Below are 26,443 nucleotides of genomic sequence, written 5' to 3'. Positions count from 1 at the left end.
GTTTTCGCGCAATTTGATCCGCGTAAGGAGAAAGCTGATGAGCGATGACCTTGAATTATTCATGATGGGCACCCCCCCAACTGCCGACCGCCCTTTACAGGGATTGACTGTTCTGGTGGTCGAAGACAGCCGATTTGCATCCGAAGCGATCCGACTGCTCAGTCTGCGATCAGGCGCGCGCATTCGACGCGCAGACAGCCTTCGCGCGGCGCATCGGCATTTGCGGGTTTACCGACCTTCGATTGTGATCGTGGATATGGGGCTGCCGGACGGATCAGGTGCCGACCTGATTGCCGAATTGGCAGCCGATTCCATCCGGGTTCCGGTGCTTTTGGCGATGAGCGGTGATGACACCACCCGCGACCGCGCGATCCAGGCAGGCGCGGACGGATTTTTGGCTAAACCCGTTGACAGTCTGGCCGAGTTCCAGAACAGCATTCTGTCGGTTCTCCCGCCGGCCGAAGGCCCGCCGACACCTCGTGCCATCCCGCAAGACATAATCGCGCCTGACGAATTGGCGTTTCAAGATGATCTAAGTCATGCCGCCGCGCTGATACGCGATGGGGTGGATGGGCCGACGCAGGACTATATCGCGCAGTTTCTGGGCGTTCTGGCGCGCAGTGCCCATGACAACCCTCTTGAAGCGGCCGCGACGAGCCTTGCACAGGCGCGTGCCGAGGGACGCGGAACGGGACCGGATCTGGCGCGTGTTGAAGGGATGGTTCAGGATCGGCTGGCCGACCGACAGGTGCTGTGACTCAAGGCTGCAAGTCCGCGGTAATCCTGTTGCCGCACGCCTTTCGGCGGGCTTTGGGCTGACGTTACGGCACCCAGCCGCTGCCGTGAAATTACCTTTCCGGTGCACGAAATTGGCCGAGGAGCACCTCATTTCCGCCCAATTCTGATGGCAAAAAAATATCAGACGGAGTGAGCAGAAAGTTTCTACGAGGGTTATATTATGAAAAGCCTAATTAAACGGTTCGCGGATGACGAGTTTGGCAATGCTGTGATCGATTGGACGGTCTTGGTATCCGGTGCAGCCATGATGGCAACCGCACTGGTTCTGACTGTAGCCTGACCATAAGTCGGGTTGAGCGATGCAACTCATTAATATGATCAAGACCCGTCCTGTAACTGGTTGTTGATCAAGAGTGTTTTTCCGGCGAGCTGCCGCCGGACAAAAACGAGGGTGCGTGTGGTTCACACGCACCCTTTACTTTTTGTAGTCAGCCCGTTGACCGGGCCCGCCTTTATTCCTGAGGGATGACGCGCAGGTGCAGCTCGCGCAACTGCTCGTTCAGTGGCGCACTTGGTGCGTTCATCATCAGATCCTCTGCGCGTTGGTTCATCGGGAACATCACCACCTCGCGAATGTTTTCCTGATCGGCAAGCAACATCACAATGCGGTCCACACCGGCCGCACAGCCACCATGCGGGGGGGCGCCATATTGGAACGCGTTGACCATGCCGCCAAAGCGCTTGCGCACTTCGTCTTCGCCATATCCAGCCAGTTCAAATGCCTTGAACATAATCTCGGGTTTGTGGTTTCGGATCGCGCCCGATACCAGCTCATACCCGTTGCAGGTCAGGTCATACTGATAGCCACGCACAGTCAGCGGATCGCCCTGAAGGGCTTCCATCCCGCCTTGCGGCATCGAGAAGGGGTTGTGGTCGAAATCCAGCTTGCCGGTTTCGTCATCCATTTGGAAGATCGGGAAATCCACGATCCACGCAAACGCAAAACGATCCCTGTCCAGCAGGTTCAACTCGTCCCCAATGACGTTGCGTGCGCGCCCGGCTACGGGTTCGAACGCTTTGGGCTTTCCGCCAAGGAAGAAGGCCGCATCGCCGACTCCCAGCCCCAATTGCTGGCGAATGGCTTCTGTGCGTTCGGGGCCAATGTTCTTGGCCAAGGGGCCTGCGGCTTCCATGCCGCCTTCAACTTCACCGGACTTCAGTTTGGCCTGCGCGTCTTTGACTGGAATGCCAAGCTCCTGTGCCACTGAATCTGCGGTCTTTTCGCGCCAGAAGATATAGCCCATGCCGGGCAGACCCTGTTCCTGCGCAAACTTGTTCATCCGGTCACAGAACTTGCGCGAGCCGCCGGTTGGTGCAGGAATGGCGCGGATTTCAGTGCCGTCCTGTTCCAGCAGCTTGGCGAAAATCGCAAAGCCCGAACCGCGGAAATGATCCGAGACAACCTGCATTTTGATCGGGTTGCGCAGGTCCGGCTTGTCGGTGCCATACCAAAGGGCGGCATCCTTATAGGAAATCTGTGGCCAATCCTGATCGACTTTGCGCCCGCCGCCAAACTCTTCGAACACACCTTTCAACACCGGTTGGATTGTGTCGAACACGTCCTGTTGGGTGACAAAGGACATCTCCATGTCCAGTTGATAGAAGTCGGTGGGCGACCGGTCCGCGCGCGGGTCTTCGTCACGGAAGCAGGGTGCGATTTGGAAGTATTTGTCGAACCCGGCGACCATCATCAGCTGTTTGAACTGCTGCGGGGCTTGCGGCAGGGCATAGAATTTGCCGGGGTGCAGACGCGACGGCACAAGGAAGTCGCGCGCGCCTTCAGGGCTCGACGCTGTGATGATCGGCGTTTGATATTCGCGGAAATCCTGATCCCACATTCGCTTGCGCATCGAGGCCACAACGTCCGAGCGCAGTTTCATGTTTTCCTGCATCACCTCGCGGCGCAGGTCAAGGAAGCGGTATTTCAGGCGCGTTTCCTCTGGGTATTCCTGATCGCCGAAGACCATCAGTGGCAGCTCCTCGGAGGCGCCCAGCACCTCCAAATCGCGCACGAAGACTTCGATCTCGCCTGTGGGGATTTTATCGTTTACCAGATCAGCGTCGCGGGCCTTCACGTTGCCGTCAATGCGTATGCACCATTCCGACCGCACCTTCTCCATCTCGGCGAAGACCGGGCTGTCGGGGTCGCAGAGCACTTGCGTGATGCCGTAATGGTCGCGCAGGTCGATGAAAAGAATGCCGCCATGATCGCGGACCCGATGGACCCAACCAGACAGGCGAACCGTGTCGCCTACATTCGATTTGTTCAGTTCAGCGCAAGTGTGGCTGCGAAAAGCGTGCATGGGTGCCCCCGTCGAGCGGTTCATATGTATCGCGCCGATACACCCGCCTTGGCACGCAAAGTCAAGCCGAAGCGGCAACATCGCGCGGAAAAGACGGTTTCAAAGGCGCTAAAATGTTTTCCCAGATGCACAATGCCGATAGAAACCGCAAAAGAACCGTCCTGATAGGTATTGTATTTCGGAGGCACGGACTATTTTGAGTAACAAATTTGAACCAACCGAGCCGGTGGTGACCGGATCGGGGTCCACCTTCGCCGGGTTGCCGGATTTTCCGAAGCTGGCCATTTTGCTAGGCTGCCTGTCTGCCGTTTTGCTGTCGGGTTACTGGTCAACCTTTCCGCATGACTTTGCTGCACTGTATGTTGCTGCGCAATTCTATGAGCAGGGGCTGTTTGACTTCGTTTACCAGTCGGATGGCAATTTTTTCTGGAACGAAACTCCCGAGGCATGGCGCAATGCGACAGAAGTGATCGCAGCGACCTATGGTGAGCCGATATATCACTATGCGCCGTATGTTTATCCACCTCTTTGGGCCGCTCTTCTTGCGCCCGTCACGGCTTTCCTGGGCTTCGGGACTGTGGCCAAAGTTGTGCTTTGTGCAAACGTAGCGGCATTTCTTGGAATGATTTGGCTGGGATTTCGGTTACTTCGACCTGCCAACGTGCGAGCACTGAATTGGGCGCTTTTTCTGGTGATTTTGCTTGCAACAAGCAGCATCTCTCACCTCGCATTGAACTTGGGCCAACCGCAGATCGGCGTCTGCTTCTTGATCCTGTTATCGTTCTGCTGCTTGGCGGACAACAGGCCTGTCCAATCCGGTGGGTGGCTGGCGCTGGCCGCTGCCGTCAAACTGGCGCCAGCGATGTTCATTATCATTTTTCTGATGGAGCGGAATTGGCGGGCACTGGCCAGTTTCACCCTGATAGGTGGTATTTTGGCGGTTTTGTCAGTCTCTGTGGCTGGCTGGCCGCTCCATGCGGCATTTCTGGCGAAACTCGCCGAATTGGATGGTGGGACAATGCTCAGCCGGATTAATCTGGGTCTGGAAATAGAACTCTATCAGCTGTGGTTGGTGTTCACCGGTGATTTCTCGTGGAGGGTGGAAGAACCGGAGTTCATCTTTCCACCGCGCTGGATCAGCTGGATTGTGAGCCTGTCGTTTGTAGTGGGTGTGGTTGCGACTTTTCTTATGTCGCGCGGGTTATCACCGCGAGCACGCATCTGGAGCCGATTGATCCTGATTTCTTTGGTGCTGTTGTTCACCAGCCCGTTGGGTTGGATACATTACCTAATCTTACCGACGATGCTGTTGCCGGGAGTTCTTGAGTACTCAAAAAGCCATCGGGTGCTTTTGTTATTCGCCCTTCTGCTCGTGGGATATTCGCTGCCCCTTTATCTTTATTTCGATGAAATCTGGTGGTCATTTATCCCTCAGATGATGTTTCATTTCTTGCTTGCGGTACTCGTCTTTGTGGGTGTGCTGCGCATGACCGCAAAAATGCAGGTTTCGTGAATGACTGCGTCCGGTCCGGAAGCCGCAGCGCTTTTGTTTCAGAATAACTGCGCCGTTCTGCGATACTCCGGTCTGTATTGGCGGTTCTGCCCTACCAAACCTCACCACTGACCCCAATCAGGGCTTGCGCAATATGCCCCCTTCTCTATAACCCACGACAATTTGCGCGCGGGTGAGAATCCCGGCCGCGATCCAGTCTGCCGATGGGGGTCATCATGCCTAAAAGAACCGATATCAACTCAATCATGATCATCGGCGCGGGGCCTATCATCATTGGGCAGGCTTGCGAATTTGATTATTCCGGGGCGCAGGCGTGCAAGGCGCTGCGTGAAGAAGGGTACCGGGTCATTCTGGTGAACTCGAACCCAGCAACGATAATGACCGATCCGGACATGGCGGATGCCACGTATATCGAACCGATTACCGCTGACGTGGTTACGAAGATCATTGAAAAGGAACGCCCGGACGCCTTGCTGCCCACAATGGGCGGACAAACAGGATTGAACACCGCGCTGAAACTGGACGATCTGGGCGTGCTTGCCAAATACAATGTCGAACTGATTGGCGCGAAACGCGATGCCATTGAAATGGCCGAGGACCGCAAGCTGTTTCGCGAAGCGATGGATCGTCTGGGAATTGAAAACCCGAAAGCCACCATCGCGAACACCATGCAGGAATGCCTGGACGCGATTGATTATGTGGGTATGCCCGCGATTATTCGCCCGGCCTTTACACTTGGCGGTACCGGCGGTGGTGTCGCGTATAACCGCGAGGAATACGAGCACTATTGCCGCACCGGCCTAGATGCCTCGCCGGTTAGCCAGATCCTGATCGACGAAAGTCTTTTGGGCTGGAAAGAGTTCGAGATGGAGGTGGTGCGCGACACCGCTGACAACGCAATCATCGTCTGTTCCATCGAGAACGTCGACCCGATGGGGGTGCATACGGGCGATTCAATCACCGTCGCGCCTGCGCTGACCTTGACCGACAAAGAATATCAACTGATGCGTACGCATTCGATCAACGTTCTGCGCGAGATTGGCGTCGAAACCGGCGGATCGAACGTGCAATGGGCGGTGAACCCGGAAGACGGCCGCATGGTGGTGATCGAAATGAACCCGCGTGTGTCGCGGTCCTCGGCGCTGGCCTCGAAGGCCACGGGTTTCCCGATTGCCAAAATCGCCGCGAAGCTGGCGGTTGGCTATACGCTGGACGAGCTGGACAATGACATCACCAAAGTGACGCCTGCGAGCTTTGAGCCGACAATTGACTATGTCGTGACGAAAATTCCGCGCTTTGCCTTCGAGAAATTCCCCGGTGCCAAACCTGAGCTGACCACCGCGATGAAATCTGTGGGCGAGGTTATGTCGATCGGCCGCACCATCCACGAAAGCCTGCAAAAAGCACTGGCCTCGATGGAAACCGGCCTGACCGGGTTTGACGAGATCAACATCCCCGGCGCGCCCGATCAAGCCGCCATCATCAAGGCCATTTCCGAACAGCGCCCCGACCGTATTCTGAAAATCGCGCAAGCCATGCGCTTTGGCATGTCCGACAAGGATATTCAGGCCTGTACGGCCTTTGACCCATGGTTCCTTGCGCGTATTCGCGAGATTATCGAAACCGAGGCCGCCGTCAAAGAAAGCGGTTTGCCGTCTGACGAAGCCGGTTTACGTAAGCTCAAGATGATGGGCTTTACTGATGCGCGTTTGGCCAAGCTGACGGGCTTCAAGGAAAGCGATGTGCGCAGCGCCCGCCGCAAGGTTGGCGTCAACGCCGTGTTCAAACGCATCGACACTTGTGCCGCCGAATTTGAAGCGCAAACACCCTATATGTATTCGACCTATGAAGCCCCAATGATGGGTGATGTCGAGTGCGAAGCCCGCCCGTCAGATCGCAAGAAAGTGGTCATTCTTGGTGGTGGCCCGAACCGGATCGGGCAGGGGATCGAATTCGATTACTGCTGCTGTCACGCGTGTTTCGCGCTGACCGAGGCGGGCTATGAAACGATCATGATCAACTGCAACCCCGAGACGGTTTCGACCGACTATGACACCTCGGACCGTCTGTATTTCGAGCCGCTGACTTTTGAGCATGTGATGGAGATTCTGACGAAAGAGTTGGAGAATGGCACGCTGCACGGTGTGATCGTCCAATTTGGCGGTCAGACGCCCCTGAAACTGGCCAACGCGCTGGAGGCCGAGGGCATTCCGATCCTTGGCACCACCCCGGACGCGATTGACCTTGCTGAAGATCGCGAACGGTTCCAGGCGCTGGTCAACCAACTTGGCCTGAAGCAGCCCAAGAACGGTATCGCCTCGACCGATGCCGAAGCCCTTGCGATTGCCGAGGATATCGGCTTCCCGCTGGTGATCCGCCCGTCCTATGTTCTGGGTGGCCGCGCAATGGAAATCGTGCGCGATATGGCGCAACTGGAACGCTACATCGCCGAGGCTGTGGTGGTTTCAGGCGACAGCCCTGTGCTGCTTGACAGCTACCTGTCAGGCGCGGTCGAGGTGGATGTGGATGCGCTGTGCGACGGTGAAAGCGTTCATGTCGCCGGTATCATGCAGCACATCGAAGAGGCGGGTGTTCACTCGGGCGACAGCGCTTGTTCACTGCCGCCTTACAGTCTTAGTCCCGAAATTATCCTTGGTCTGCGCGAACAATCCAAAGCACTTGCCTTGGCGTTGAACGTCGTGGGTCTGATGAACGTGCAGTTCGCCGTCAAAGACAACGAGATCTATCTGATCGAGGTGAACCCGCGGGCCTCGCGCACTGTGCCATTTGTAGCCAAGGCTGTGTTGTCCCCGATCGCGTCAATTGCGGCGCGTGTCATGGCAGGCGAAAAGCTGGGAGCGTTTGATCTGGTCAATCCCGAGATTGACAGTTTTGCGGTCAAAGAGGCTGTGTTGCCGTTTGCCCGCTTCCCCGGCGTTGATACGCTTCTGGGCCCGGAAATGCGGTCGACGGGCGAGGTGATGGGCGCAGACAAAAGCTTTGCAATGGCATTCTTGAAAGCGCAGCTTGGCGCTGGAACCGTCTTGCCAACGCAAGGCAATGTTTTCCTGTCGATCAAAGAGGGTGACAAGACCGAACAACTGGCCGAGACGGCCAGATTGTTGAAAGAACAGGGTTTTACCATTCTCGCCACCCGCGGCACTGCGTCGTTCCTGTCGGAAAATGGCGTGGAAACCGAGACAGTCGCCAAGGTGTATGAGCATGGTCGAAACATCGTTGACCGCATGAAGGATGGCGAGGTGCATCTGGTCATGAACACGACCGAAGGCACGCAGTCCGTTAACGACAGCCGCGAAATGCGTAACGTCGCACTGATGTCAAAGATCCCATATTTTACAACCCTCGCAGCCAGCCACGCAGCCGCCAGCGCCATGAAAGCCCGCGGTGAGCGCGAAATAGAGGTCAGACCGCTCCAAAGCGCGTAACATCTTGAAAACAAGGGGTTCGGTAAGGATATGCCGAGCCCCTTCATTTATGGTATGATTGGGGGACCCAGATGGAGATCCCTGATGAAACAGTTCATACCCCTGTTTGCAATCGGTTTGCTGGCTGCCTGCGAAACCGCCGCAACATACACGCCACCCGCAACCGACCTTCCCTTGTTTGGGGACGGCTACCGCGCCGATGGTGATCAATGCCGCCGCGTTGGTGAAAGCGCCGAAACCGTCGAATTCCTTGATCACACGGCAGATCTTGTCGCTTGCCCGGAAGACTACGAAGGGTTGGGCGTGTTCATGACCGAAACCGGCGGCACCGAAGTCGCACGGATCGATGGCTGGGTGCTGTTTAGCGTGTCGACAGAGGGCTAATTTGAGTTGGTCCAAACCAGCACGCCACGCGTAATAATGCACGAAGACCTCGCGCCGGTTTCTGCCTGAATAACCTATGCAAGGGAATGTGAATAGACAGCTTGCGCCCGCAGTCTAGAGTGATCGGCAGGATCTGTCGGCTGCGGGCTTGGAACTATCCGCGCGACAGACATGCTGTTTCGACGCTATCCGTCCCGCTTTTCACAGTTAACACCCAGCAGGAGATTGTTATGAAACGTAAAAGTGCTTCCGATTTCGACCCGCGTTTGCTTGAACTTTACGACGGCTACGTGCATGGCAAGATGACCAAACGCCAGTTTCTGACCAACGCGACGAAATATGCCGCGGCTGGAGTAACGGCGGCTGCGCTTTTGGAAAGTTTGCAACCGAATTATGCGCTAGCCCAACAGGTGGCGCCGGATGACCCCGCGATCGAGACCGAGGTTGTTGAGTATGAAAGCCCGGATGGTCACGGCACGATCAAAGGCTTGATGGCCAAACCGGCCGGCGCGACTGGCCTGTTGCCTGCGGTACTGGTTGTTCACGAAAATCGTGGTCTCAATCCTTATATCGAGGATGTAGTGCGGCGCACCGCCAAGGCTGGTTTCCTTGCCTTTGGTCCGGACGGTTTGACGCCCCTCGGCGGCTATCCCGGCAATGACGATGACGGGCGCACGATGCAAAAAGAGCTGGATGGCGGCAAGCTGATGGAAGACTTTTTCGCGGCGTTCGAGTTTCTGGTGGGCCATGAAGGGTCAACCGGCAAAGTCGGTGCCGTTGGCTTCTGCTACGGGGGCGGCGTGTGCAATGCGCTGGCCGTGGCGTATCCCAACATGGCAGCCTCGGTGCCGTTCTATGGCCGCCAACCAGACGCTGCCGATGTACCCGAGATCAATGCACCGCTTCTCATTCACTATGGCGAACTGGATGAGCGCATCAATGCTGGCTGGCCCGCCTATGAAGAGGCTTTGATGGCAGCGGGTAAAACGTACGAAGCTCATATCTACGCGGGTGTGAATCACGGTTTTCACAATGACACCACTCCCCGCTATGACGAGGCCGCCGCAACACTGGCATGGGACCGCACGTTGGCGCATTTCAACAAGTATTTGGTGTAATAGGGCCGAGTTTAGACCTGACAGATAGCTGACGAAGGCTTGGTGCCGGTGACACGTTCGGTGGACGGGTTGGCCAACTGAGTAACTGACATCGGCGGCGCCAGAAACGCGTGGATAGGCGGCTGGATGCGGTCTGGCGAGTCGCGTGCGTGTAACGCAGGTGACATCGCAAGCTTATGCTTCGGCACTAGTCCTCCGATTGCGCGTAGGCAGCAAAGACTTCAGCCCCTGTCATCATCTTAGTCTTGTCTGCCAGCGTGTAGAAGGACGGTTTGCTGTCGGTAAACACCTGTAACGACAGGCTCAGGTCTGATGTGTCATCCAAAAGGCCAGCGGACATCTGATACTCATCTGCATCAATGATATGGTAATACAGGTTTGATCCGCAGGTCTTGCAGAACCCGCGCTCTGCCCATTCGGACGAGCGGAATGTCGTGATATTGTCGGCCCCCTCGAAGGACAGGTCTTGGCACGTGATCTCAAAATAGGGACCGGACGACCAACCTCGGCACATGTCGCAATGGCAGGCGGCGATCGTCGGATTTGTGGCTGTCGCGCGAAATTTAACCTTGCCGCAAAGACACTTACCAGAGACTTCTCTCGCCGCTGCCACCATGGTCCGATCTCCCTTTTTTAAGGAGATAATCAAGGCACAGACTGGCAGAAATAACAATACATTGCCCTGACACCAATCAAGCGCGCTTAGGCATTCAACCCCGGAGCGTCGATCTTGAACACGCCATTGATCCGCCACTTGTCGTCAATCAAGATCATCTCATAAATGAACCAGAAACCGGCGCCCTGACGATCCGTGACCTTCAGGCGCTGCCAGGTCGAGCCGTTTCTGTTCTCGCTGTTCAGAAACGTGATGTCGGATGGGCGCCAGACCATTGGATAGCTTCCGCTCACCATGCTGCCAAAGTTTTCGGGCGTTCCGAAAATGGACTGGATATTGGGCGAGGCGAAGGAGAATGCCGTTTCGAGATCGTCGGCCTCGAAGGCTTCGATCTGTGACGCGATCACATCCTTGATGGACAGATCTTGGGCCTGCGCGGGCACAGCATTTCCCCAGACAAACGCAATGACGATAAGCAGATAACGCATTCAAGAAACCTCCCTACATTGTGTTGAATACGCCCGACGTGGCGTATTGGATCAATGATAGAAGGGTAAAGAGGTTATGCCTTGCGCGCTACGCCCCACAAATCGTATTCCCCGGCCTCATCCACTTCGACGCGGACAATCTCTCCGACGGTCATCGCCTCGGTGCCTTCGTCGATGAACAGGTTGCCGTCGATTTCGGGCGCATCGGCTTTGGTACGGCAGGTGGCGATGCCATCTTCGTCGATGTCGTCAATGATCACGTCCATGCGCTGACCAACTTTCGCAGCGAGTTTTGCCTCAGAGATAGCTTGAGCCTTTTCCATGAACCGGTCCCAACGATCTTGTTTGACCTCGGCTGGGACGTGGTCGGGCAGGGTGTTTGACCGGGCGCCATCGACGTTTTCGTATTGGAAGCAGCCGACGCGGTCCAACTGTGCTTCGTCCATCCAATCCAGAAGCGTCTGGAATTCGTCCTCAGTCTCGCCGGGATAGCCGACGATGAAAGTGGACCGCAGGGTAATGTCCGGGCAGGTCGCGCGCCACGCGGCGATCTCGTCCAGCGTTTTAGACGCCGCCGCCGGGCGCGCCATACGTTTGAGCGTATCGGGATGGGCGTGTTGGAACGGGATGTCCAGATAAGGCAGGATCAGCCCGTCTGCCATCAGCGGGATCAACTGGCGGACATGCGGATAGGGATAGACATAGTGCAGGCGCACCCACAGATCGCGCCCAGCCCCCAGCGATCCAAGGTCGCGGGCCAGATCGGTGATATGGGCACGATGCCCGCGATCTTCGGCGTGTTTGATATCGACACCATACGCTGACGTATCCTGACTGATGACCAGCAGTTCCTTGACGCCAGCCTCGACCAACTTCTCTGCCTCGCGGATCACTGCGTGGGCAGGGCGGGAGGCGAGCTTGCCGCGCATATCGGGAATGATGCAGAACTTGCACTTGTGATTGCAGCCTTCCGAGATTTTCAGATAGCTGTAATGGCGCGGGGTCAGCGACACACCGGTCGCAGGCAACAGGTCCACAAACGGGTCGGGGTTGGGCGGCACGGCGCCGTGTACGGCATCCAGAACCTGTTCATACTGATGCGGTCCAGTCACGGCCAGAACGCTGGGATGGGTGCCGCGGATATAATCCTCTTCCGCGCCCAGACAGCCGGTGACGATCACGCGGCCGTTTTCATTCAGCGCTTCGCCGATGGCCTCAAGGCTTTCGGCCTTGGCTGAATCCAGAAATCCACATGTGTTCACGATCACCGCGTCGGCCCCGGTATAGTCCGGGCTGATCGCATAGCCTTCGGCGCGCAGGCGCGTCAGGATGCGTTCACTGTCGACCAGCGCCTTGGGGCAGCCAAGGCTGACCATGCCGATGGTCGGCTGGCCATCGCGCTTGGGCTCGGAGAACCGGGCTTTCGGGGCAAGGTCAGGACGAAGGTTTGGTGGGTTCACTGGATCTGTCATGGCGCGCATATAGCCGCATGTGGGCAGGCTGGAAAGCAAAAGCGCACATCGCATGGGCGTGCAGACATGAAAAAAGGCGCGCAGGTTGCCCAACGCGCCTTTGGTCTGAATTTCGTGACGGTCTTACCGTTTGCGGTCGCGACGCGAGGACATGGGCTGGAACGCGACGCCTACATGCGCCTCGCAATAGGGTTTGCCTTGCTGAACGGGCAGGCCGCAGAACCAGAATTCTTCGGTCGCCGGATCGCCGATGGGCCATTTGCAAGTCCGTTCGGTCAGTTCCATCAAGTGCAGCTTCTTAGCGCCTTTTTCAACTTCACGCACCGATGCCAGCGCTTCGGGGCTGATTTCGTTAGCCGACGGCTGTGGCGGCAGGGGTTGGCCTGCCGGAATGATCTGCTTGCGCGCCGGAATGGGTCGGGCTTCGGCAGCAGGTTTTGAGGCGGCTTCCGCCTCTTTCTTAGCCGCGGCCTTTTTGGGTGGGGCCTTAGGTTTGGCGGCGGCCTTGGGCGCAGCCTTTTCCTTGGCCGGAGCTTTCGAGCCACCACCAGACCGGTTTGACAGGCCCAGACGGTGCACCTTGCCAATCACAGCATTGCGGGTCACACCCCCAAGTTCTTTGGCGATGACGGAGGCTGATTGCCCCTCGCCCCACATCTTTTTCAGGATTTCAACGCGATCGTCGGTCCAGGACATATTTCTTCCCGTTTTTGGGGTCGACTGCCGGGTATGGCCCGGACAGCCCAGTGAATTCACAAGCGCCTATTTTAGTCATAGGCGCGGGGGATACAAGCGCAGATACGGGATCAGCGCGACCTGCGACTTTCGCGCCATGCCAACAAGATGCCGCCGGCGATGATTATCCCGGCCCCTAACAGGCTTGTGGTCACAGGAACGACCCCGAAAGCGGTGAAATCATAAAGACCTGCAAACAGCAACGTGGCGTATGAGAACGGTACGACAAAGCTGGCGTCGGCGCGCTTCATCGACTGGATGAAGCAGGTTTGGGCCAGTGCCATCATGAAACCTAATGCCGCCAACGCTGCCCATTGGGCTGGTGTCGGAGGCTGCCAAACCCAAATGACGGCCAACGTCGCTATGGTCAGGCCAATGCCATTGTTTATCCACAGGATCTGCAACGGAGCCTCGCGCCCCGTGAGCCGTTTGATCAGGGTGATCTCAAACCCCATGACCATCGCTGCAACCAGTGCCAGAAGGGCGGCCGGATGGACGCTTCCAGCGCCAGGCTGGATCAAGATCAATGCGCCCACCAAGGCCGTCGCCGCGGCAAACCACCGGATCGGCCCGACACGCTCGCCCAACAGGGGAATGGCAAGAATCATTGCAAAAACTGGGTTCAGAAAGCTGATGGCGGTGGCATCCGCCAAGGGTATGAACGCAACCGCTGCGAACATAAGGGAAATGCCAGTCCAGCCAGACGCCGACCGGGCGATGTGCAAAGGCAGGTTCGCGGTTCTGATCGTCGGGCGGACGATTCCCACGACCGAACTGATTGCCAGAAAGGCAAACAGGAACCGGCCATGGCTGATCTGCAGCGGATGTAATGGGTCGCCCAACACGTCGCGCCCGACAAGTTTGGCCATCAGCGTCGTGCCCGCAATCAGGGATGATGCCAGCAGCATAAAGCCTGCTGCGGCGAGGGGATTGGGGCGTGTTTCCATCGGCCCCGCTTACCGGGCGGCGAGGCGATTGAAAAGTGTGGACAGACGATTTGCCTTCGCTTATGCCGAGCTTATGAACAAACACTTGCATATCGCTGCCACCCGACGCCGACGCTTCTGCGTCTGACGTTACGTTCTGTTTGTTCCCGCGCTTTTGCGCAGTCCTCTTTTGAAATTGTTGACTTGAAGCCAGCCATACGGCACCCAAGGGCTTCTTTTATAAAGGATACCGACATGATCCCGTCGCTTCTTCCGACCTATAACCGTGTAGACCTTGCTTTTGAGCGGGGTCAGGGCAGTTGGCTGATCACGGAGCGCGGCGAGCGATACGTTGATCTGGGGGCTGGCATTGCGGTCAACGCGCTGGGCCACGCGCACCCGGCGCTGGTCAAGGTGCTGGCTGAACAAGGCGGAAAGCTGTGGCACGTGTCCAACCTCTATACCATTCCCGAACAGCGGAAGCTGGCTGATACGCTGGTCGATCTTACCTTTGCGGATACAGCTTTCTTTACAAATTCGGGCACAGAAGCGTGCGAACTTGCCGTCAAGATGGCGCGGAAATACTGGCATGATAAAGGCCAGCCCGAGCGCACACGGGTCATCGGGTTTGAAGGATCGTTCCATGGCCGATCATCAGCGGGGATTGCTGCGGCTGGCGGCGAGAAACTGACCAAGGGCTTCGGCCCGCTTTTGCCCGGATTTACGCATCTGCCTTTCGGGGATCTGGATGGACTGACCAACGCTTTGGCGGGTGAGGACATCGCCGCTGTAATCATCGAGCCGGTGCAGGGCGAGGGCGGCATTCGCCCTGTGCCTGACGCAGAGCTAAAAGCGATCCGCGCGGCGTGTGACAAAACCGGCGCGCTGTTGATCTTTGATGAAGTGCAATGCGGTATGGGCCGGACGGGTAAACTGTTCGCTCATGAATGGTCGGGTGTGACACCCGATATCATGATGGTCGCAAAGGGCATTGGGGGCGGATTCCCACTGGGCGCGGTTCTTGCGACCGAAGACGCCGCAAGTGGTATGGTTGCGGGCACCCATGGCTCGACCTATGGCGGCAACCCGTTGGCCTGTGCCATTGGCGCTGAAGTGACAGAAATCGTGTCGGATGAGGCGTTTCTTGAAGAGGTGCGCCGCAAATCGGGGCTGCTCCGCCAAAAGCTGGAAGGTCTGGTTGCGGCACATCCTGATGTTTTCGTGGGCGTCCGAGGCGCGGGCCTGATGTTGGGTTTGATCTGCAAAGCGCCCAACACCGATGTGTTGAAAGCCTGTTATGGCGCGGGGGTGCTGTGTGTTCCGGCTGCCGATAACGTGCTGCGCATCCTGCCAGCCCTTACCATTGAAGACGAAGACATGTCCGAGGCCGTCGCGCGTCTGGACACCGCTGCCAAGGCCGTGGAGGGCCAGAACCCATGAAGCATTTTCTGGACATCAACAAGACAAGCCCCGAAGACCTGACCGGCATGATGGCCGAAGCGCACCGCATCAAAACCGCGCGCGCAGGTCGCCCCAAGGCAGCGCTGGACGACGAACGGCCGCTTGACGGCCACATGGTCGCGTTAATCTTTGAAAAGCCGTCCACCCGGACCCGCGTCAGCTTTGACGTGGGCGTGCGCCAGATGGGCGGTGAGACCATGGTGCTGTCCGGGTCCGAGATGCAGTTGGGTCATGGTGAGACCGTGGCCGACACCGCCAAGGTGCTCAGCCGCTATGTCGACCTGATCATGATCCGCACGTTTGAGGAAGCCACGCTGCTGGAAATGGCGGAATATGCCGATGTGCCGGTGATCAACGGCCTGACCAACCGCTCGCATCCCTGCCAGATCATGGCTGATATTCTGACCTACGAAGAGCATCGCGGCTCGATCGCAGGCAAGAAGGTTGTCTGGGCGGGCGATGGCAACAATGTTTGCGCCTCGTTCCTGCACGCCGCCGGACAGTTCGGCTTTGATGTGACCTTCACCGGTCCGGAAGTGCTGGACCCTGAGGCCATGTTTGTGCAGGAGGCGCGCGCCAAAGGCGCCAATGTTGAAATCGTTCGCGACCCGGTAAAAGCAGTCGAAGGGGCGGACCTTCTGGTTGCCGATACATGGGTGTCGATGCACGACGCGCCGTCAGCCCGCGAGCGGCGCCACAACCTGCTTCGGCCCTATCAGATCAACGATGCGCTGATGGCCCATGCCAAGCCCGACGCGCTGTTCATGCATTGTCTGCCCGCGCACCGGGAAGAGGAAGTGACGAATTCGGTCATGGACGGCCCGCAATCTGTGATCTTTGACGAAGCCGAGAACCGGTTGCACGCCCAGAAGGCCGTGATGCGCTGGTGTTTGGGGAAATAGGCTTTGGTCGCAAGGCCGGGCAGGGGCTTTGCCCCTACGGTGCCACACTGCGCGTGGCACCTACCCCAGGATATTTCGGGCCAGAAGAAGGTTGGCGGGCAGCGGTGGGGTTCAGGCCGCGATGGCGTTCAGCACGTAGAAAATTACAGCTGACATGAGAGCTGCGGCCGGAACCGTGATCACCCAGGCCGCAACGATGGTCATGAAATGGGAGCGGCGCACCAGTTTGCGGCGACGGCGTTCTTCGGGCGCGATGCGTTTGACTTCGGGGCGGGCGGCGGTGGACCGACGCAGGCGGCGCTCCATATGGTGTTCGCGATAGAACCCGACGCCGAAAACGCCGCCCACGGCGATATGGGTCGAACTGACGGGCAGGCCCAGCCAGCTGGCGACGATCACCGTGATGGCCGCCGACAGCGCCACGCAATAGGCGCGCATCGGGTTTAGTTTGGTGATCTGGCTGCCCACCATGCGGATCAGTTTCGGGCCAAACAGCATCAGGCCGAAGCTGATGCCGAAGGCGCCGATGACCATGACCCATGTCGGAATGGTCACTTTGGCCGCAACGTCGCCCACGCTTTCCACGTGGACAATCGCGGCCAGAGGCCCGACGGCGTTTGCCACGTCATTTGCCCCATGAGCAAAGGACAACAGGGCGGCAGAGAAGATCAAAGGCAGGGCAAAGAGGGTCTTCAGGGACTTGGTTCGGTTCTCGAGCCCCTTAGCTTGACGCGCGATCAACGGGGCTGAAACAACATAAGTGATGACGCCAGCTGCGGCGCCGATCAGCAGGGCAGTTCCAAGGTCAATTTTGATGATCTGTTTCAGCCCTTTGATCGACAGGTAAGTGCCAAATGCGGCGGCCATGATGCCGATCAGAACCGGAACCCACCGTTTTGCGGCGGCGATTTTATCGTCTTGGTAGATGATTTTGTGTTTGATCAAGGCAAGGAAGAGCGCCGCAATCGCGCCGCCCAAAACGGGGGATATCACCCAAGAGGCTGCGATCTTGCCCATTGTTGGCCAGTTAACGGCGGCAAATCCGGCGGCTGCGATACCTGCCCCCATAACGCCGCCGACGACGGAGTGGGTTGTCGAGACCGGCGCACCGACCCAGGTGGCCAGGTTCACCCAAAGCGCCGACGAGATCAGGGCAGCCATCATCGCCCAGACGAAGGCGCGCGACTGATCAAAACCCGATGGGTCAATGATTCCTTTTGAGATGGTCGAGACAACATCGCCTCCCGCCAAGAGCGCGCCAGCGCTTTCGCAAATGATGGCAATGAAAATTGCGCCACCCATAGTCAGCGCGTTCGCCCCTACAGCTGGGCCCATATTGTTGGCAACATCATTGGCGCCGATATTCAACGCCATGTAAGCGCCAAACGCCGCGGCAATCACAACAACCAAAGACGTTGGTGTTTGACCGAAGAAGACCGCTGCCCCCAAAGCCGCAATAACGATGAAAGCGAGAGCTACGCCCATACCGACCAGTGGTCGGGAAACATACTGCGCGGCGTATTCGACCTGACTTATGCGGTTCAGGTCTTTGTCCAGCGTTTTCCACTGGCTGCCACGATTGTCTGCGCTCATCATTCCACCCCTTGGCCGGCAGGTTGTTATACGGCCGTTACGCAGCCGTCACAATTTAGCGCCTGCGCTAGACGGTCAGGGCAGCAAATGCAACAGATTCGGGTTTATTGAGCCTAAGCGTTGGAACGCTGTGGCTTAGAATTCGCGCAAGATTTTCTGGAGGTCTTTTTCAGCCACCATTTCGGCAGCACGTTCAGCCGGAACCCAGGTCCGCCTGCGTTCATCTGCTTCGGGAAAATCATCATCGAGCTTTTCAACCTTCAGCGGGAAAACAGATGTTGTGCAACGGGCGATGCCCCCGAAATCCATCTCTTTCTCAGAGTCGAAGGCGCCGATCGAGGTGCGATCCAGTTGGCCTTCTGAGACACCGGCTTCTTCCCAAGCTTCCTGCCGGGCGGCCTCGGCTGCGTTCTTGCCGTCCATCGGCCAGCCTTTGGGTAAGATCCAACGCCCAGTTCCGCGCGATGTCACCAGCAGCACTTCTTTGTCATCGCCTGCGCCGCGATAGCACAACGCGGCCACCTGCAATCGTTTCGGGCGTTGAAACAGGGGTTTGACGACTTCATTCCAAGCCTGTTCTAGTAAGGATGACATTTTGTACCTGCGCGTTCTGAGCTTTTTGCTCGGTTATTTTTATATCCATTAAATATGGGATTTATGGGGCAGAATGCAAGTAAACGGCCTGTGAAGGGCTGGTTTTGCAGAAAACTGTGGCTGATTTCAGCCGTTGCGCGGTTTCGCCCGTAGGGTTGGATTGGCCTGTGTTGGATCTTCGGGCCAGGGGTGTTTTGGATAACGTCCGCGCATGTCTTTGCGCACATCCTGATAGCTTGTGGCCCAGAAATTCGGAATATCGGTCGTGGTCTGCACCGGGCGTTGCGCGGGCGACAACAGCGTGACGCGCAAAGGCGTTTTGCCAATCATCGGGTGGTGTGTCGTGCCAAACATCTCTTGCAAGCGCAGGCTGATTTCGGGCGTGTCGCCAGAATAGTCGATCGGTGTTTTACGACCCATCGGTGTCGTGAAATGGGCGGGTGCATCGCGATCAAGCTGCGCCATTTGCGACCAGTCCAGTCGGGCGCGCAGGGCATCCAGCAGGTCAAAGCGTTTCCATTCGGTGGCTGTCTTAACGCCCGAGATGTGCGGCAACAGCCAATCGTCCAGAGTATCCAGAAGGGCGGGATCGGACATGTCCGGCAGGGCGACACCACCTGCCCGCAACAGCTCGACCCGTGCGATGAACCTGCGCGACGCGTCAGAAGGGCGCAAACCCAATTCGCGAATGCCATCCAACATGGCGCGGGCCACGTCCTGTTCTGGCGCGTCCTTCCACATGCGGTCGTCCAGTACCACAGCGCCCAGCTGTTCCAGCCTTCGGGCGACGACACGTCCGTCCCGTTTGGACCATGCGCAGTGGTCGACCCAGGCGATTTGATCGGCAAACATCTCGCGCAGTTCACCTTCGCCAATCTGGATGGCTTGCCGGATCCGAGCCTCGCGCGGGTTGCCATCGGTGTCGGTCGCGACGATCAGCCGGGCATTTGCGAGTGGGTCATGCGCGTCCATCACCGCGCCTTTGCCACCAGACAGAACAAATCGAGGGGCATCGCCCGAGCGCCTAAGCCCCACGCGATCAGGATAAGCCAAAGCGGCCATTTGGGCGTCACTGAGCGTGCGGTCAGTCGGCGTCACAAGTTTGCGAAGTCGGCGTGCCTCGGACAGGATGCGTTCGATCACACCCCTGTTGGGTGAAATGCCGCGCCGCGCCTCGAATAATTTCGGGTCGCGAATGGCGTCCAGCCTAAGGGATAGGTCGTTCGGCGCATGTCGCGGCAGCGGATCTCGCTCACCCCACAGGGCTGCGAGGTCAGCGGCATCTGGTCCTGCAGTTGCCAGCATGTGCCCAAGGCGCGGGTGCATGGGCAACCGGGCTAAGGTTCTGCCGTGTGGCGTGATACGGCCTGCGCCATCCAGCGCACCAAGCGCAAGCAAAAGCGTCTGGGCCTCGGCCAGCACGCCCGCGTTGGGTGGTGTCAGAAAGGAAAGGTCGCTCCCATCCGGCGATCCCCAAACCGCAAGCTCCAAAGCCAGCGGTGCTAGATCGGCGGTTTCGATCTCGGCTGGCGGATACGGGGGCAACCCGCCCTCTTCGCCTTTGGTCCACAGCCGGTAACAGACGCCTTCAGCAACGCGACCGGCACGCCCCCGGCGCTGCTCGGCCTCGGCCTTTGACACGCGCTCTGTGACCAGACGCGACATGCCCGATCCGGGATCAAACCGGGCGCGCCGCGCTTGGCCAGCATCAACGACGACGCGAATGTCCTGAATGGTCAGGGACGTCTCTGCAATGGATGTGGCCAGAACGATTTTGCGCCCCGACCTGGCCGGGGCGATCGCGGCGCGCTGGGCTGCAAAATCCATCGCGCCGAACAAGGGATGAAGGTGGCAATCCGCTGGCAGATGAGGGCCAAGTGCCGCCTCAGTCCGACGGATTTCGCCCTCGCCGGGCAAAAAGACCAGAATGCCGCCCTCGGTTTCCTCAACAGCTTGCCGCACCAGCGTCGCGGTTGCGTCGGGCAGGCGCGCTGTTTTGGGCAAAGGGGCGGGCAGGTGCCGGGTTTCTACCGCAAAGGCACGCCCGTCCGAGCGAACAATGGGCGCCGCGTCCAGCAGATCTGCAACCGGATCTGCGTCCAGGGTGGCGGACATGACGACCAGTTGCAAATCCTCGCGCAGCGCCTGCATGGCCTCCCAGGTCAGGGCAAGGCCAAGATCCGCGTTCAGGGACCGTTCGTGAAATTCGTCAAAAATCACCGCGCCGATTCCAACCAGCGACGGATCAGATTGCAGCATTCGGGTCAGGATGCCTTCGGTCACAACCTCGATCCGGGTGGCTTTGCTGGTCTTTGCTTCCCCGCGAATGCGATATCCGACGGTGTCCCCAACAGCTTCACCCAGTGTTTGCGCCATGCGTTCGGCAGCGGCGCGCGCAGCCAGACGACGCGGTTCCAACATGACAAGCTTGCCGCTGAAAACGCGTGCCTCAAGCATTGCCAGCGGTACGACAGTGGTTTTGCCTGCCCCCGGCGGTGCCATCAACACCGCGCGCCCCGCGTCCCGCAAAGCGGTCAGAAGGGCGGGAAGGGCGTCATGGATGGGCAGATCGCTGTGCATGCCCTCTTATCGGGTTTCAACCGGTCTGGGTCCAGATGCTAGCTGCTTGTTTGCCCACTGTTAGCGCTGGGCCTCTGGACAGACCGCGTGTCGCGCGGCATGACAGTGCGAAAGTTGGAGGCGAGATGGACATTCAGGATCTGGCAAATCGGGTGGCCGCAGGCGAGCGGCGGGCTTTGGCACGTGCGATCACACTGGTGGAAAGCGGCCGTGCCGATCACCGAAAGCAGGCGGGCGAGCTGCTGGATCAGTTGGCCCCGGCTGGACGTCAGGCTTTGCGCATTGGCTTGTCAGGCACGCCGGGTGTCGGCAAATCGACCTTCATCGAAGCCTTCGGCATGTTCCTGATTGCAAAGGGTCTTAGGGTTGCGGTGCTTGCAGTTGACCCTAGTTCGGCCCGGTCTGGCGGGTCCATCCTTGGCGACAAAACCCGGATGGAACGCCTGAGCCGCGAGCAAAACGCGTTTATTCGCCCGTCTCCCTCTCAGTCGCAACTGGGTGGTGTGGCGCGTCGCACCCGCGAAGCGGTGGCGCTATGCGAGGCTGCAGGTTTTGAAATTGTCTTGATTGAAACCGTCGGCGTTGGACAATCAGAAACGATGGTTGCGGAAATGTCCGACCTGTTTTTGCTGCTGCTCGCACCTGCTGGCGGGGACGAGCTGCAGGGCGTGAAACGCGGCATCATGGAGATTGCCGATCTTATCCTGGTCAATAAAGCTGACGGCGATCTGAAGCCCTCCGCGATGCGAACCTGCGCAGACTACGCGGGGGCGCTACGGCTTTTGCGAAAACGTGTCTATGATCCGGAAGGCTTTCCCAAGGCCATGATGGTGTCAGCGGTGACCCAAGACGGGTTGCCAGAGGCCTGGGACACGATGGCAGAACTCGTCGATTGGCGCCGGACCGAAGGGCATTGGGACAAGCGCCGCGCACAGCAGGCGCGCCACTGGTTCGAAGAAGACGTGCGCATCGGGCTTTTGTCCATTCTTGGCCAGTCAGAAACAAAGCGTCGGATCAATGCCTTGGGCGACCAAGTTGCCGCTGGCCAAATCTCGGCCGCCCGTGCAGCAGAAGACATTCTTGCTCATATCCGCCCGGCCTGCGACGAATAATCCCGCACCCGGCCTCTTCTGGCCGCAAATATCCCGGGGTGAGCGGCCCCGCCGCGAGGGGCAGCGCCCCTTGATCAACTGCCGCCCAGATTGCCGGGGGGTTGATCGGCGCTAACATCTGCGTTAGCGTCCTCTCAGAACATGAAGGAGAGATGCCGGATGCGAAATTTCAGGACCCCAATTCAAGCGTAAGTCGCGGTCCTGATGGGCTGTCGTCAGCCCCGTCCATTACATCTCTATTCCATAAGCGCACGGAGCGCCTTCATGTATCGTTTTTTCGAAAATCTCGTTGACCCGTTTGCCCCGCACGATATGGGCACGCCGCCCAAAACTCTGTGGCCATTCTTTAAATCGCAGTTCGGACCTTTCCGGAAGTGGATGATCTGGATGGCGCTGACGGGTGTGTTGGTGGCGCTGATTGAAACGGGTCTTATCTTCTATACCGGGCGGGTCGTTGATTTGATGAACCTGACCACACCAGAAAGCTTCTGGGCCACCAATGGTGTCGAGCTGTTGGTTGCAGCGGTGCTGATCATTTTCCTCAGGCCTCTGGCGATCACACTGAACCGGTTTTTTCTGGAGCAAACCCTGGCGGGCAACATGCAGGAACAAGTGCGTTGGCGTGCCCACCGCCACCTGTTGGGTCAGTCCCTGGGGTTCTTCCAGAACGACTTTGCCGGGCGGTTGTCCAACCGGGTGATGCAGCTTGGACCAGCGGTCGAAGACAGCACCTATATGTTCTTCGAAGGCATCTTCTACGCGACCACCTATGTGCTCAGCGCGATGGTGATCCTTGGGCAGGTCGATATTCGTCTGGCGCTGCCGCTTGGCATTTGGCTGATATTCTATGTGCTCTATGTGCGTTACATCGCCAAGCGTGTGTCGGTCGCGTCCGAGAAATGGTCCGATGCGCGGTCCTTGGTCACGGGTCGGATCGTGGACGCCTATGCCAATATCGAAAGCGTGAAATTGTTTTCGCAAGGGGCGGGCGAGGAACGCTATGTTCTGTCGTCGCTCAAACGGTTGCGTCTGCGATTCCAACGCTTTCTGCGCCTGATGACCGAGCTGAGCTTCGGGCTGAACCTTCTGAACGGCTTGCTGATTGTCGGTGTTCTGGGCGCGGCTGTCTGGTTGTGGACCTTGGGCGAGGTTTCGGTGGGCGAAGTTGCCGCAGCCTCGGCCCTTGTGGTGCGCCTGAACGGGATGTCCGGCTGGATCATGTGGGTCACGATCCGCCTGTTTGAACATATGGGCGTGATCCGCGAAGGCTTGCGGTCGATCGCGGTCGCGCATGAACTCAAGGATGCCCAAGGCGCCAAAGACCTTCTCATCGAGGATGGCAAGATCACCTTTGTTAGCCTCACCCACCACTACGGCAAGGGGTCCGGCGGGCTGGAAGATGTATCGCTAACAGTGCAACCAGGCGAGAAAGTCGGCTTGGTCGGACGGTCAGGTGCGGGCAAATCCAGCCTTGTGAACCTGCTGATGCGGTTTCGCGACCCTGAAGGAGGGCAAATCCTGATCGACGGGCAGGACGTGACCGATGTTACGCAGGACAGTCTGCGCGCGCAGATCGGAATGGTGACACAGGACAGCAGCCTTTTGCACCGCTCGGTTCGGGCCAACATCCTTTACGGGCGCCCGGACGCAACCGAAGCGCAAATGATTGCGGCCGCCAAGCGTGCCGAAGCGCATGAGTTCATTCAGACGCTTGAAGACCCGCAAGGTCGCCGCGGATATGACGCGCATGTGGGCGAGCGTGGCGTGAAACTGTCAGGCGGGCAACGTCAGCGGGTCGCCATAGCGCGGGTGATGCTGAAGGATGCCCCGATCCTTGTGTTGGACGAGGCGACATCGGCGCTGGACAGCGAGGTTGAAGCCGCCATCCAGAAAACGCTTTATGGCATGATGGAGGGCAAGACCGTGATCGCCATCGCTCACCGCCTGTCCACCATCGCCCAGATGGACCGGATCGTCGTGCTGGATGAAGGCCGGATCATCGAAACCGGCAGTCACGACGCCTTGCTGGCGCAGGGCGGCACCTATGCGGGTCTGTGGGAGCGTCAATCAGGTGGGTTCCTGGGCGAGGATTGATGCGGGCGTGATCGGTCATCCTAGCCCCCTGCTTGCTGATCGGAAGCGGGAGGTGGCGGCTTAGCAACCCTTCACGAAATATTTCACTTAGTCATTTTGAAGCCAGCACAATACTGTGGCGCTTATGGCTTATGACTATGACAAACTCTATCGTGAAACCCATGACGCTCTTGGAAAACCAACGGCAGTCTTTGTTGAATTCTTTGATCGATATGAGAACAAGCGCGCTAGAATTCTGGATGTGGGGTGCGGGCAAGGGCGAGACGCCTTGTTCATCGCGAGGCATGGCCACAGCGTCGTTGGTGTAGACATATCGCCAAGCGGCATCCGTGATCTTAATGCGTCGGCCAAGCAGGAAAACTTGGATGTCCAAGGTGTCGTTGCAGATATTGAAGCTTACGTGCCCGAAGGTGATTTCGATGTCATTTTGATTGACCGAACATTGCACATGCTGCCGAAACCATCGCGGCTTGCCGTTTTGACGAAGCTGCTTGATCATGTGAAAGACAGCGGCTGGGTTTTGATCGCAGATGAGGTATCGAACATCAAAGCTTTTGTAGATATTTTTGCCGCACATAAATTCGAATGGACGGCAGAATTTGGCAAGTTGGGTTACCTGTTCATTAGTCGATCCTGACGATAACTTAGGGCTAACTCTTACTAGAAACCTGCTGCCCCCTTAATAACCGCTCCCTCGCTACCTAACTGCCTGAGGTCGAAAAGTGCCTCGAAAGGGTTTTCAAATGTCTCTACGCCTGTCGATCCTAGCCTTCGCCGCCACCTTGTCCGCCGCCTCTGCGACCATGGCGCAACAAACACCGGGCGAGAACCGGACAACGGCATTTGCACCTGCTCTTGAATCCTTTGAGGCCAAGATGGCCGCAGATTGTGCAGAGTTCGAGGATGGCAGCTTAGAGATCAATCAGGGGGGGTTGCAGACGGTTGCCGATTTCAATGGCGACGGAATCACAGACCCGATCCTTGATACGGGCGTCTATACCTGTTCCTCGATGGCGTCGTTCAATAGCGGCAGTGGAGGGCGGTTGATTGTGGTCTTCGTTTCCTCACCGCAGGCCGAGCACGGCTATCAACGCTTCGAGTTTCTCGGCGAAGGCAATATCACCACGTCATTTGGTGACCGGTCGATCTTTTTGCTAGCGGAACACGGAACCAATTGTGGTGGTTCGGGCTATGAACCGTGCTTCGGGGCCTACAGCTGGTCCGAAGGTCGATTTGCCTCTGCAGGAGGGACGGTCGAGGCATCTGAGTAAGCCGATCCAACCCATGGATTGCCCTTGCCTGCCAAGCAAAAAGCGCTTATCCGATCCGTAATGCTGGCCCGTTGTCAGCGCCTGAACTTCTGCGCCCGACTCACTTGACGTGCCTTTGAATCACGTCTATTCACCGCGGACGGAATTTGGGGCGCTGCCATTGCGGCGCCCGTTTGTATTGACCGGCTGGACGTGAGTGCGCGAGGGCGCGCAGAAAACCTCACCAATCTGGCCCGAGAGAGCAAGGAAAAAACCATGTCGCGCGTTTGCGAACTGACCGGAAAAGGCCCGATGACTGGCAACAATGTCAGCCACGCCAAAAACAGAACCCGCCGCCGGTTTCTGCCAAACCTGAACGATGTGACGCTGCAGTCCGAAGCACTTGGCCGCGCGTTCAAGTTTCGCATTTCGGCAGCAGCGCTGCGTTCAGTCGATCACCGTGGTGGTCTGGATGCGTATCTGGCGAAAGCCAAAGACGTTGAGCTGTCGGCCAACGCGCTGAAGGTCAAGAAAGAAGTCGCGAAAGCTCTGGCAGCCGCCTAAGCCCACGCGCGTCCCGGATCAACCGGTTTGAAACCGCCCAAGCTTCGCAGCTTCGGGCGGTTTTCGCGTGTTGCCAACTGATACCTTTTGTCGCTTGTGCTGGGTGGAAAGAGCGCATAGCTCTTGACCCATGATGCGCACATTCTTTGCATATGTTCTAGCCCTTGTGCTTACCGTCACCAGCTTTTCGCTGGCGCATGCGCGTGGCAACAATCCGGACGTCGGCAGTGCGATTGAGATGGTCATCTGTACCGGCGTCGGGATGAAGGTCCTGACAGTTGGCCCGGATGGCGAACCCATCGAAACCGTGCATCTGTGCCCGGACGGCGCACAGATTTTTGCCGCCGAGTTCTCGTTGCCTGTTGTGCAAATGCCAGAGGAACGTCTGGTCATCCAACTCGCTGCAGCACATGCAACAGCGCATATTGGCCGCACCGAGCTTACGCCTTCGGCCCGAGGTCCCCCTGAATTGGTCTGACTCCAACTTTTCAGCT

The 26,443-nt window shown here is 58.0% G+C and carries 23 protein-coding genes; 13 read left to right on the top strand and 10 right to left on the bottom strand.

The annotated features are described in order from the left end of the window. Positions 1-37: 37 nt before the first annotated feature. Positions 38-757, top strand: coding sequence for a response regulator transcription factor (locus K3556_RS12945; protein WP_260517189.1), 720 nt, complete (start codon positions 38-40; stop codon positions 755-757). Between the two features lie 493 nt (positions 758-1,250). Here the strand turns inward: K3556_RS12945 and aspS are convergent, their stop codons facing one another. Further along, positions 1,251-3,101, bottom strand: a complete 1,851-nt coding sequence (gene aspS, locus K3556_RS12940) for an aspartate--tRNA ligase (RefSeq protein ID WP_260519256.1) — start codon at positions 3,099-3,101, stop codon at positions 1,251-1,253. 196 nt (positions 3,102-3,297) lie between these two features. Here aspS and K3556_RS12935 point away from each other — a divergent pair, with 196 nt between their 5' ends. The 4 genes from K3556_RS12935 to yghX all read left to right on the top strand — a co-directional run bounded on the left by K3556_RS12935 (position 3,298) and on the right by yghX (position 9,562). Next, the gene (locus tag K3556_RS12935; RefSeq protein ID WP_260517188.1) at positions 3,298-4,614 is read left to right on the top strand and encodes a glycosyltransferase family 87 protein; all 1,317 of its coding nucleotides are present in this window, start codon (positions 3,298-3,300) and stop codon (positions 4,612-4,614) included. Between the two features lie 215 nt (positions 4,615-4,829). Next, positions 4,830-8,060, top strand: coding sequence for a carbamoyl-phosphate synthase large subunit (carB, locus tag K3556_RS12930; RefSeq protein ID WP_260517187.1), 3,231 nt, complete (start codon positions 4,830-4,832; stop codon positions 8,058-8,060). 84 nt (positions 8,061-8,144) lie between these two features. Beyond that, on the top strand, positions 8,145-8,444 hold the full coding sequence (locus K3556_RS12925; protein ID WP_260517186.1) for a hypothetical protein: 300 nt from the start codon (positions 8,145-8,147) through the stop codon (positions 8,442-8,444). A 230-nt stretch (positions 8,445-8,674) separates the two neighbouring features. Then, on the top strand, positions 8,675-9,562 hold the full coding sequence (gene yghX, locus K3556_RS12920) for a YghX family hydrolase (protein ID WP_260517185.1): 888 nt from the start codon (positions 8,675-8,677) through the stop codon (positions 9,560-9,562). 11 nt (positions 9,563-9,573) lie between these two features. Here the strand turns inward: yghX and K3556_RS12915 are convergent, their stop codons facing one another. From K3556_RS12915 to K3556_RS12890, 6 genes are all read right to left on the bottom strand, one after another. Next, on the bottom strand, positions 9,574-9,750 hold the full coding sequence (locus K3556_RS12915; RefSeq protein ID WP_260517184.1) for a hypothetical protein: 177 nt from the start codon (positions 9,748-9,750) through the stop codon (positions 9,574-9,576). After that, positions 9,750-10,178, bottom strand: coding sequence for a GFA family protein (locus K3556_RS12910; RefSeq protein WP_260517183.1), 429 nt, complete (start codon positions 10,176-10,178; stop codon positions 9,750-9,752). The genes K3556_RS12915 and K3556_RS12910 overlap by 1 nt, the downstream gene beginning before the upstream one ends. A gap of 86 nt (positions 10,179-10,264) precedes the next feature. After that, positions 10,265-10,666 (bottom strand): DUF4864 domain-containing protein, encoded by a 402-nt coding sequence (locus K3556_RS12905; protein WP_260517182.1) that lies wholly within the window; start codon positions 10,664-10,666, stop codon positions 10,265-10,267. Between the two features lie 74 nt (positions 10,667-10,740). After that, positions 10,741-12,138: a 30S ribosomal protein S12 methylthiotransferase RimO gene (gene rimO, locus K3556_RS12900; RefSeq protein ID WP_260517181.1), complete on the bottom strand. Its 1,398-nt coding sequence runs from the start codon at positions 12,136-12,138 to the stop codon at positions 10,741-10,743. A gap of 123 nt (positions 12,139-12,261) precedes the next feature. Continuing rightward, positions 12,262-12,834, bottom strand: a complete 573-nt coding sequence (locus K3556_RS12895; RefSeq protein ID WP_260517180.1) for a GcrA family cell cycle regulator — start codon at positions 12,832-12,834, stop codon at positions 12,262-12,264. A gap of 110 nt (positions 12,835-12,944) precedes the next feature. Further along, a complete protein-coding gene (locus K3556_RS12890) occupies positions 12,945-13,820 on the bottom strand; it encodes a DMT family transporter (RefSeq protein WP_260517179.1) in 876 nt (291 codons plus the stop codon). Positions 13,821-14,054: 234 nt separating this feature from the next. Here K3556_RS12890 and K3556_RS12885 point away from each other — a divergent pair, with 234 nt between their 5' ends. Both K3556_RS12885 and argF read left to right on the top strand, forming a co-directional pair. After that, positions 14,055-15,239, top strand: coding sequence for an aspartate aminotransferase family protein (locus tag K3556_RS12885; protein WP_260517178.1), 1,185 nt, complete (start codon positions 14,055-14,057; stop codon positions 15,237-15,239). After that, positions 15,236-16,162: an ornithine carbamoyltransferase gene (gene argF, locus K3556_RS12880; protein WP_260517177.1), complete on the top strand. Its 927-nt coding sequence runs from the start codon at positions 15,236-15,238 to the stop codon at positions 16,160-16,162. The genes K3556_RS12885 and argF overlap by 4 nt, the downstream gene beginning before the upstream one ends. Positions 16,163-16,273: 111 nt before the next feature. Here the strand turns inward: argF and K3556_RS12875 are convergent, their stop codons facing one another. From K3556_RS12875 to hrpB, 3 genes are all read right to left on the bottom strand, one after another. Continuing rightward, positions 16,274-17,755 carry an inorganic phosphate transporter gene (locus tag K3556_RS12875; RefSeq protein WP_260517176.1) on the bottom strand — a complete coding sequence of 494 codons (1,482 nt, stop codon included), beginning with the start codon at positions 17,753-17,755 and terminating at the stop codon, positions 16,274-16,276. 135 nt (positions 17,756-17,890) lie between these two features. Continuing rightward, entirely contained in the window at positions 17,891-18,349 is a 459-nt protein-coding gene (locus K3556_RS12870; protein ID WP_260517175.1) for an NUDIX hydrolase, read from the bottom strand. A 126-nt stretch (positions 18,350-18,475) separates the two neighbouring features. Continuing rightward, positions 18,476-20,929, bottom strand: a complete 2,454-nt coding sequence (gene hrpB, locus K3556_RS12865; protein ID WP_260517174.1) for an ATP-dependent helicase HrpB — start codon at positions 20,927-20,929, stop codon at positions 18,476-18,478. A gap of 125 nt (positions 20,930-21,054) precedes the next feature. On the opposite strand from hrpB, the gene meaB reads away from it, so the two are divergent. From meaB to K3556_RS12835, 6 genes are all read left to right on the top strand, one after another. Next, the gene (gene meaB / locus K3556_RS12860) at positions 21,055-22,041 is read left to right on the top strand and encodes a methylmalonyl Co-A mutase-associated GTPase MeaB (RefSeq protein WP_260517173.1); all 987 of its coding nucleotides are present in this window, start codon (positions 21,055-21,057) and stop codon (positions 22,039-22,041) included. Between the two features lie 264 nt (positions 22,042-22,305). Continuing rightward, positions 22,306-24,135 (top strand): ABC transporter ATP-binding protein, encoded by a 1,830-nt coding sequence (locus K3556_RS12855; protein WP_260517172.1) that lies wholly within the window; start codon positions 22,306-22,308, stop codon positions 24,133-24,135. A 124-nt stretch (positions 24,136-24,259) separates the two neighbouring features. Beyond that, positions 24,260-24,772 (top strand): bifunctional 2-polyprenyl-6-hydroxyphenol methylase/3-demethylubiquinol 3-O-methyltransferase UbiG, encoded by a 513-nt coding sequence (locus K3556_RS12850; RefSeq protein WP_260517171.1) that lies wholly within the window; start codon positions 24,260-24,262, stop codon positions 24,770-24,772. A 106-nt stretch (positions 24,773-24,878) separates the two neighbouring features. Continuing rightward, entirely contained in the window at positions 24,879-25,406 is a 528-nt protein-coding gene (locus K3556_RS12845; RefSeq protein WP_260517170.1) for a hypothetical protein, read from the top strand. Positions 25,407-25,661: 255 nt separating this feature from the next. After that, positions 25,662-25,949 carry a 50S ribosomal protein L28 gene (gene rpmB, locus K3556_RS12840; protein WP_260517169.1) on the top strand — a complete coding sequence of 96 codons (288 nt, stop codon included), beginning with the start codon at positions 25,662-25,664 and terminating at the stop codon, positions 25,947-25,949. A gap of 130 nt (positions 25,950-26,079) precedes the next feature. Continuing rightward, positions 26,080-26,427 carry a hypothetical protein gene (locus K3556_RS12835; RefSeq protein ID WP_260517168.1) on the top strand — a complete coding sequence of 116 codons (348 nt, stop codon included), beginning with the start codon at positions 26,080-26,082 and terminating at the stop codon, positions 26,425-26,427. Positions 26,428-26,443: the final 16 nt, after the last annotated feature.

Source organism: Aliiroseovarius sp. M344, assembly GCF_025140835.1.
Lineage (GTDB): Bacteria > Pseudomonadota > Alphaproteobacteria > Rhodobacterales > Rhodobacteraceae > Aliiroseovarius.
Note: the sequence above shows the minus strand (reverse complement) of the source record. Positions and strands in the feature narration are given on the sequence as shown.

Excerpts from the sequence above, each read along its gene's own strand:
- K3556_RS12890 (WP_260517179.1), bottom strand. The coding sequence starts at position 13,820 with ATGGAAACACGCCCCAATCCCCTCGCCGCAGCAGGCTTTATGCTGCTG.
- K3556_RS12870 (WP_260517175.1), bottom strand. The coding sequence starts at position 18,349 with ATGTCATCCTTACTAGAACAGGCTTGGAATGAAGTCGTCAAACCCCTG.
- K3556_RS12855 (WP_260517172.1), top strand. The coding sequence starts at position 22,306 with ATGTATCGTTTTTTCGAAAATCTCGTTGACCCGTTTGCCCCGCACGAT.
- argF (WP_260517177.1), top strand. The coding sequence starts at position 15,236 with ATGAAGCATTTTCTGGACATCAACAAGACAAGCCCCGAAGACCTGACC.
- K3556_RS12945 (WP_260517189.1), top strand. The coding sequence starts at position 38 with ATGAGCGATGACCTTGAATTATTCATGATGGGCACCCCCCCAACTGCC.
- hrpB (WP_260517174.1), bottom strand. The coding sequence starts at position 20,929 with ATGCACAGCGATCTGCCCATCCATGACGCCCTTCCCGCCCTTCTGACC.
- aspS (WP_260519256.1), bottom strand. The coding sequence starts at position 3,101 with ATGCACGCTTTTCGCAGCCACACTTGCGCTGAACTGAACAAATCGAAT.
- K3556_RS12910 (WP_260517183.1), bottom strand. The coding sequence starts at position 10,178 with ATGGTGGCAGCGGCGAGAGAAGTCTCTGGTAAGTGTCTTTGCGGCAAG.
- rimO (WP_260517181.1), bottom strand. The coding sequence starts at position 12,138 with ATGACAGATCCAGTGAACCCACCAAACCTTCGTCCTGACCTTGCCCCG.
- K3556_RS12850 (WP_260517171.1), top strand. The coding sequence starts at position 24,260 with ATGGCTTATGACTATGACAAACTCTATCGTGAAACCCATGACGCTCTT.
- K3556_RS12885 (WP_260517178.1), top strand. The coding sequence starts at position 14,055 with ATGATCCCGTCGCTTCTTCCGACCTATAACCGTGTAGACCTTGCTTTT.
- carB (WP_260517187.1), top strand. The coding sequence starts at position 4,830 with ATGCCTAAAAGAACCGATATCAACTCAATCATGATCATCGGCGCGGGG.
- K3556_RS12875 (WP_260517176.1), bottom strand. The coding sequence starts at position 17,755 with ATGAGCGCAGACAATCGTGGCAGCCAGTGGAAAACGCTGGACAAAGAC.
- rpmB (WP_260517169.1), top strand. The coding sequence starts at position 25,662 with ATGTCGCGCGTTTGCGAACTGACCGGAAAAGGCCCGATGACTGGCAAC.
- K3556_RS12895 (WP_260517180.1), bottom strand. The coding sequence starts at position 12,834 with ATGTCCTGGACCGACGATCGCGTTGAAATCCTGAAAAAGATGTGGGGC.
- K3556_RS12925 (WP_260517186.1), top strand. The coding sequence starts at position 8,145 with ATGAAACAGTTCATACCCCTGTTTGCAATCGGTTTGCTGGCTGCCTGC.
- meaB (WP_260517173.1), top strand. The coding sequence starts at position 21,055 with ATGGACATTCAGGATCTGGCAAATCGGGTGGCCGCAGGCGAGCGGCGG.
- K3556_RS12835 (WP_260517168.1), top strand. The coding sequence starts at position 26,080 with ATGATGCGCACATTCTTTGCATATGTTCTAGCCCTTGTGCTTACCGTC.
- yghX (WP_260517185.1), top strand. The coding sequence starts at position 8,675 with ATGAAACGTAAAAGTGCTTCCGATTTCGACCCGCGTTTGCTTGAACTT.
- K3556_RS12845 (WP_260517170.1), top strand. The coding sequence starts at position 24,879 with ATGTCTCTACGCCTGTCGATCCTAGCCTTCGCCGCCACCTTGTCCGCC.
- K3556_RS12905 (WP_260517182.1), bottom strand. The coding sequence starts at position 10,666 with ATGCGTTATCTGCTTATCGTCATTGCGTTTGTCTGGGGAAATGCTGTG.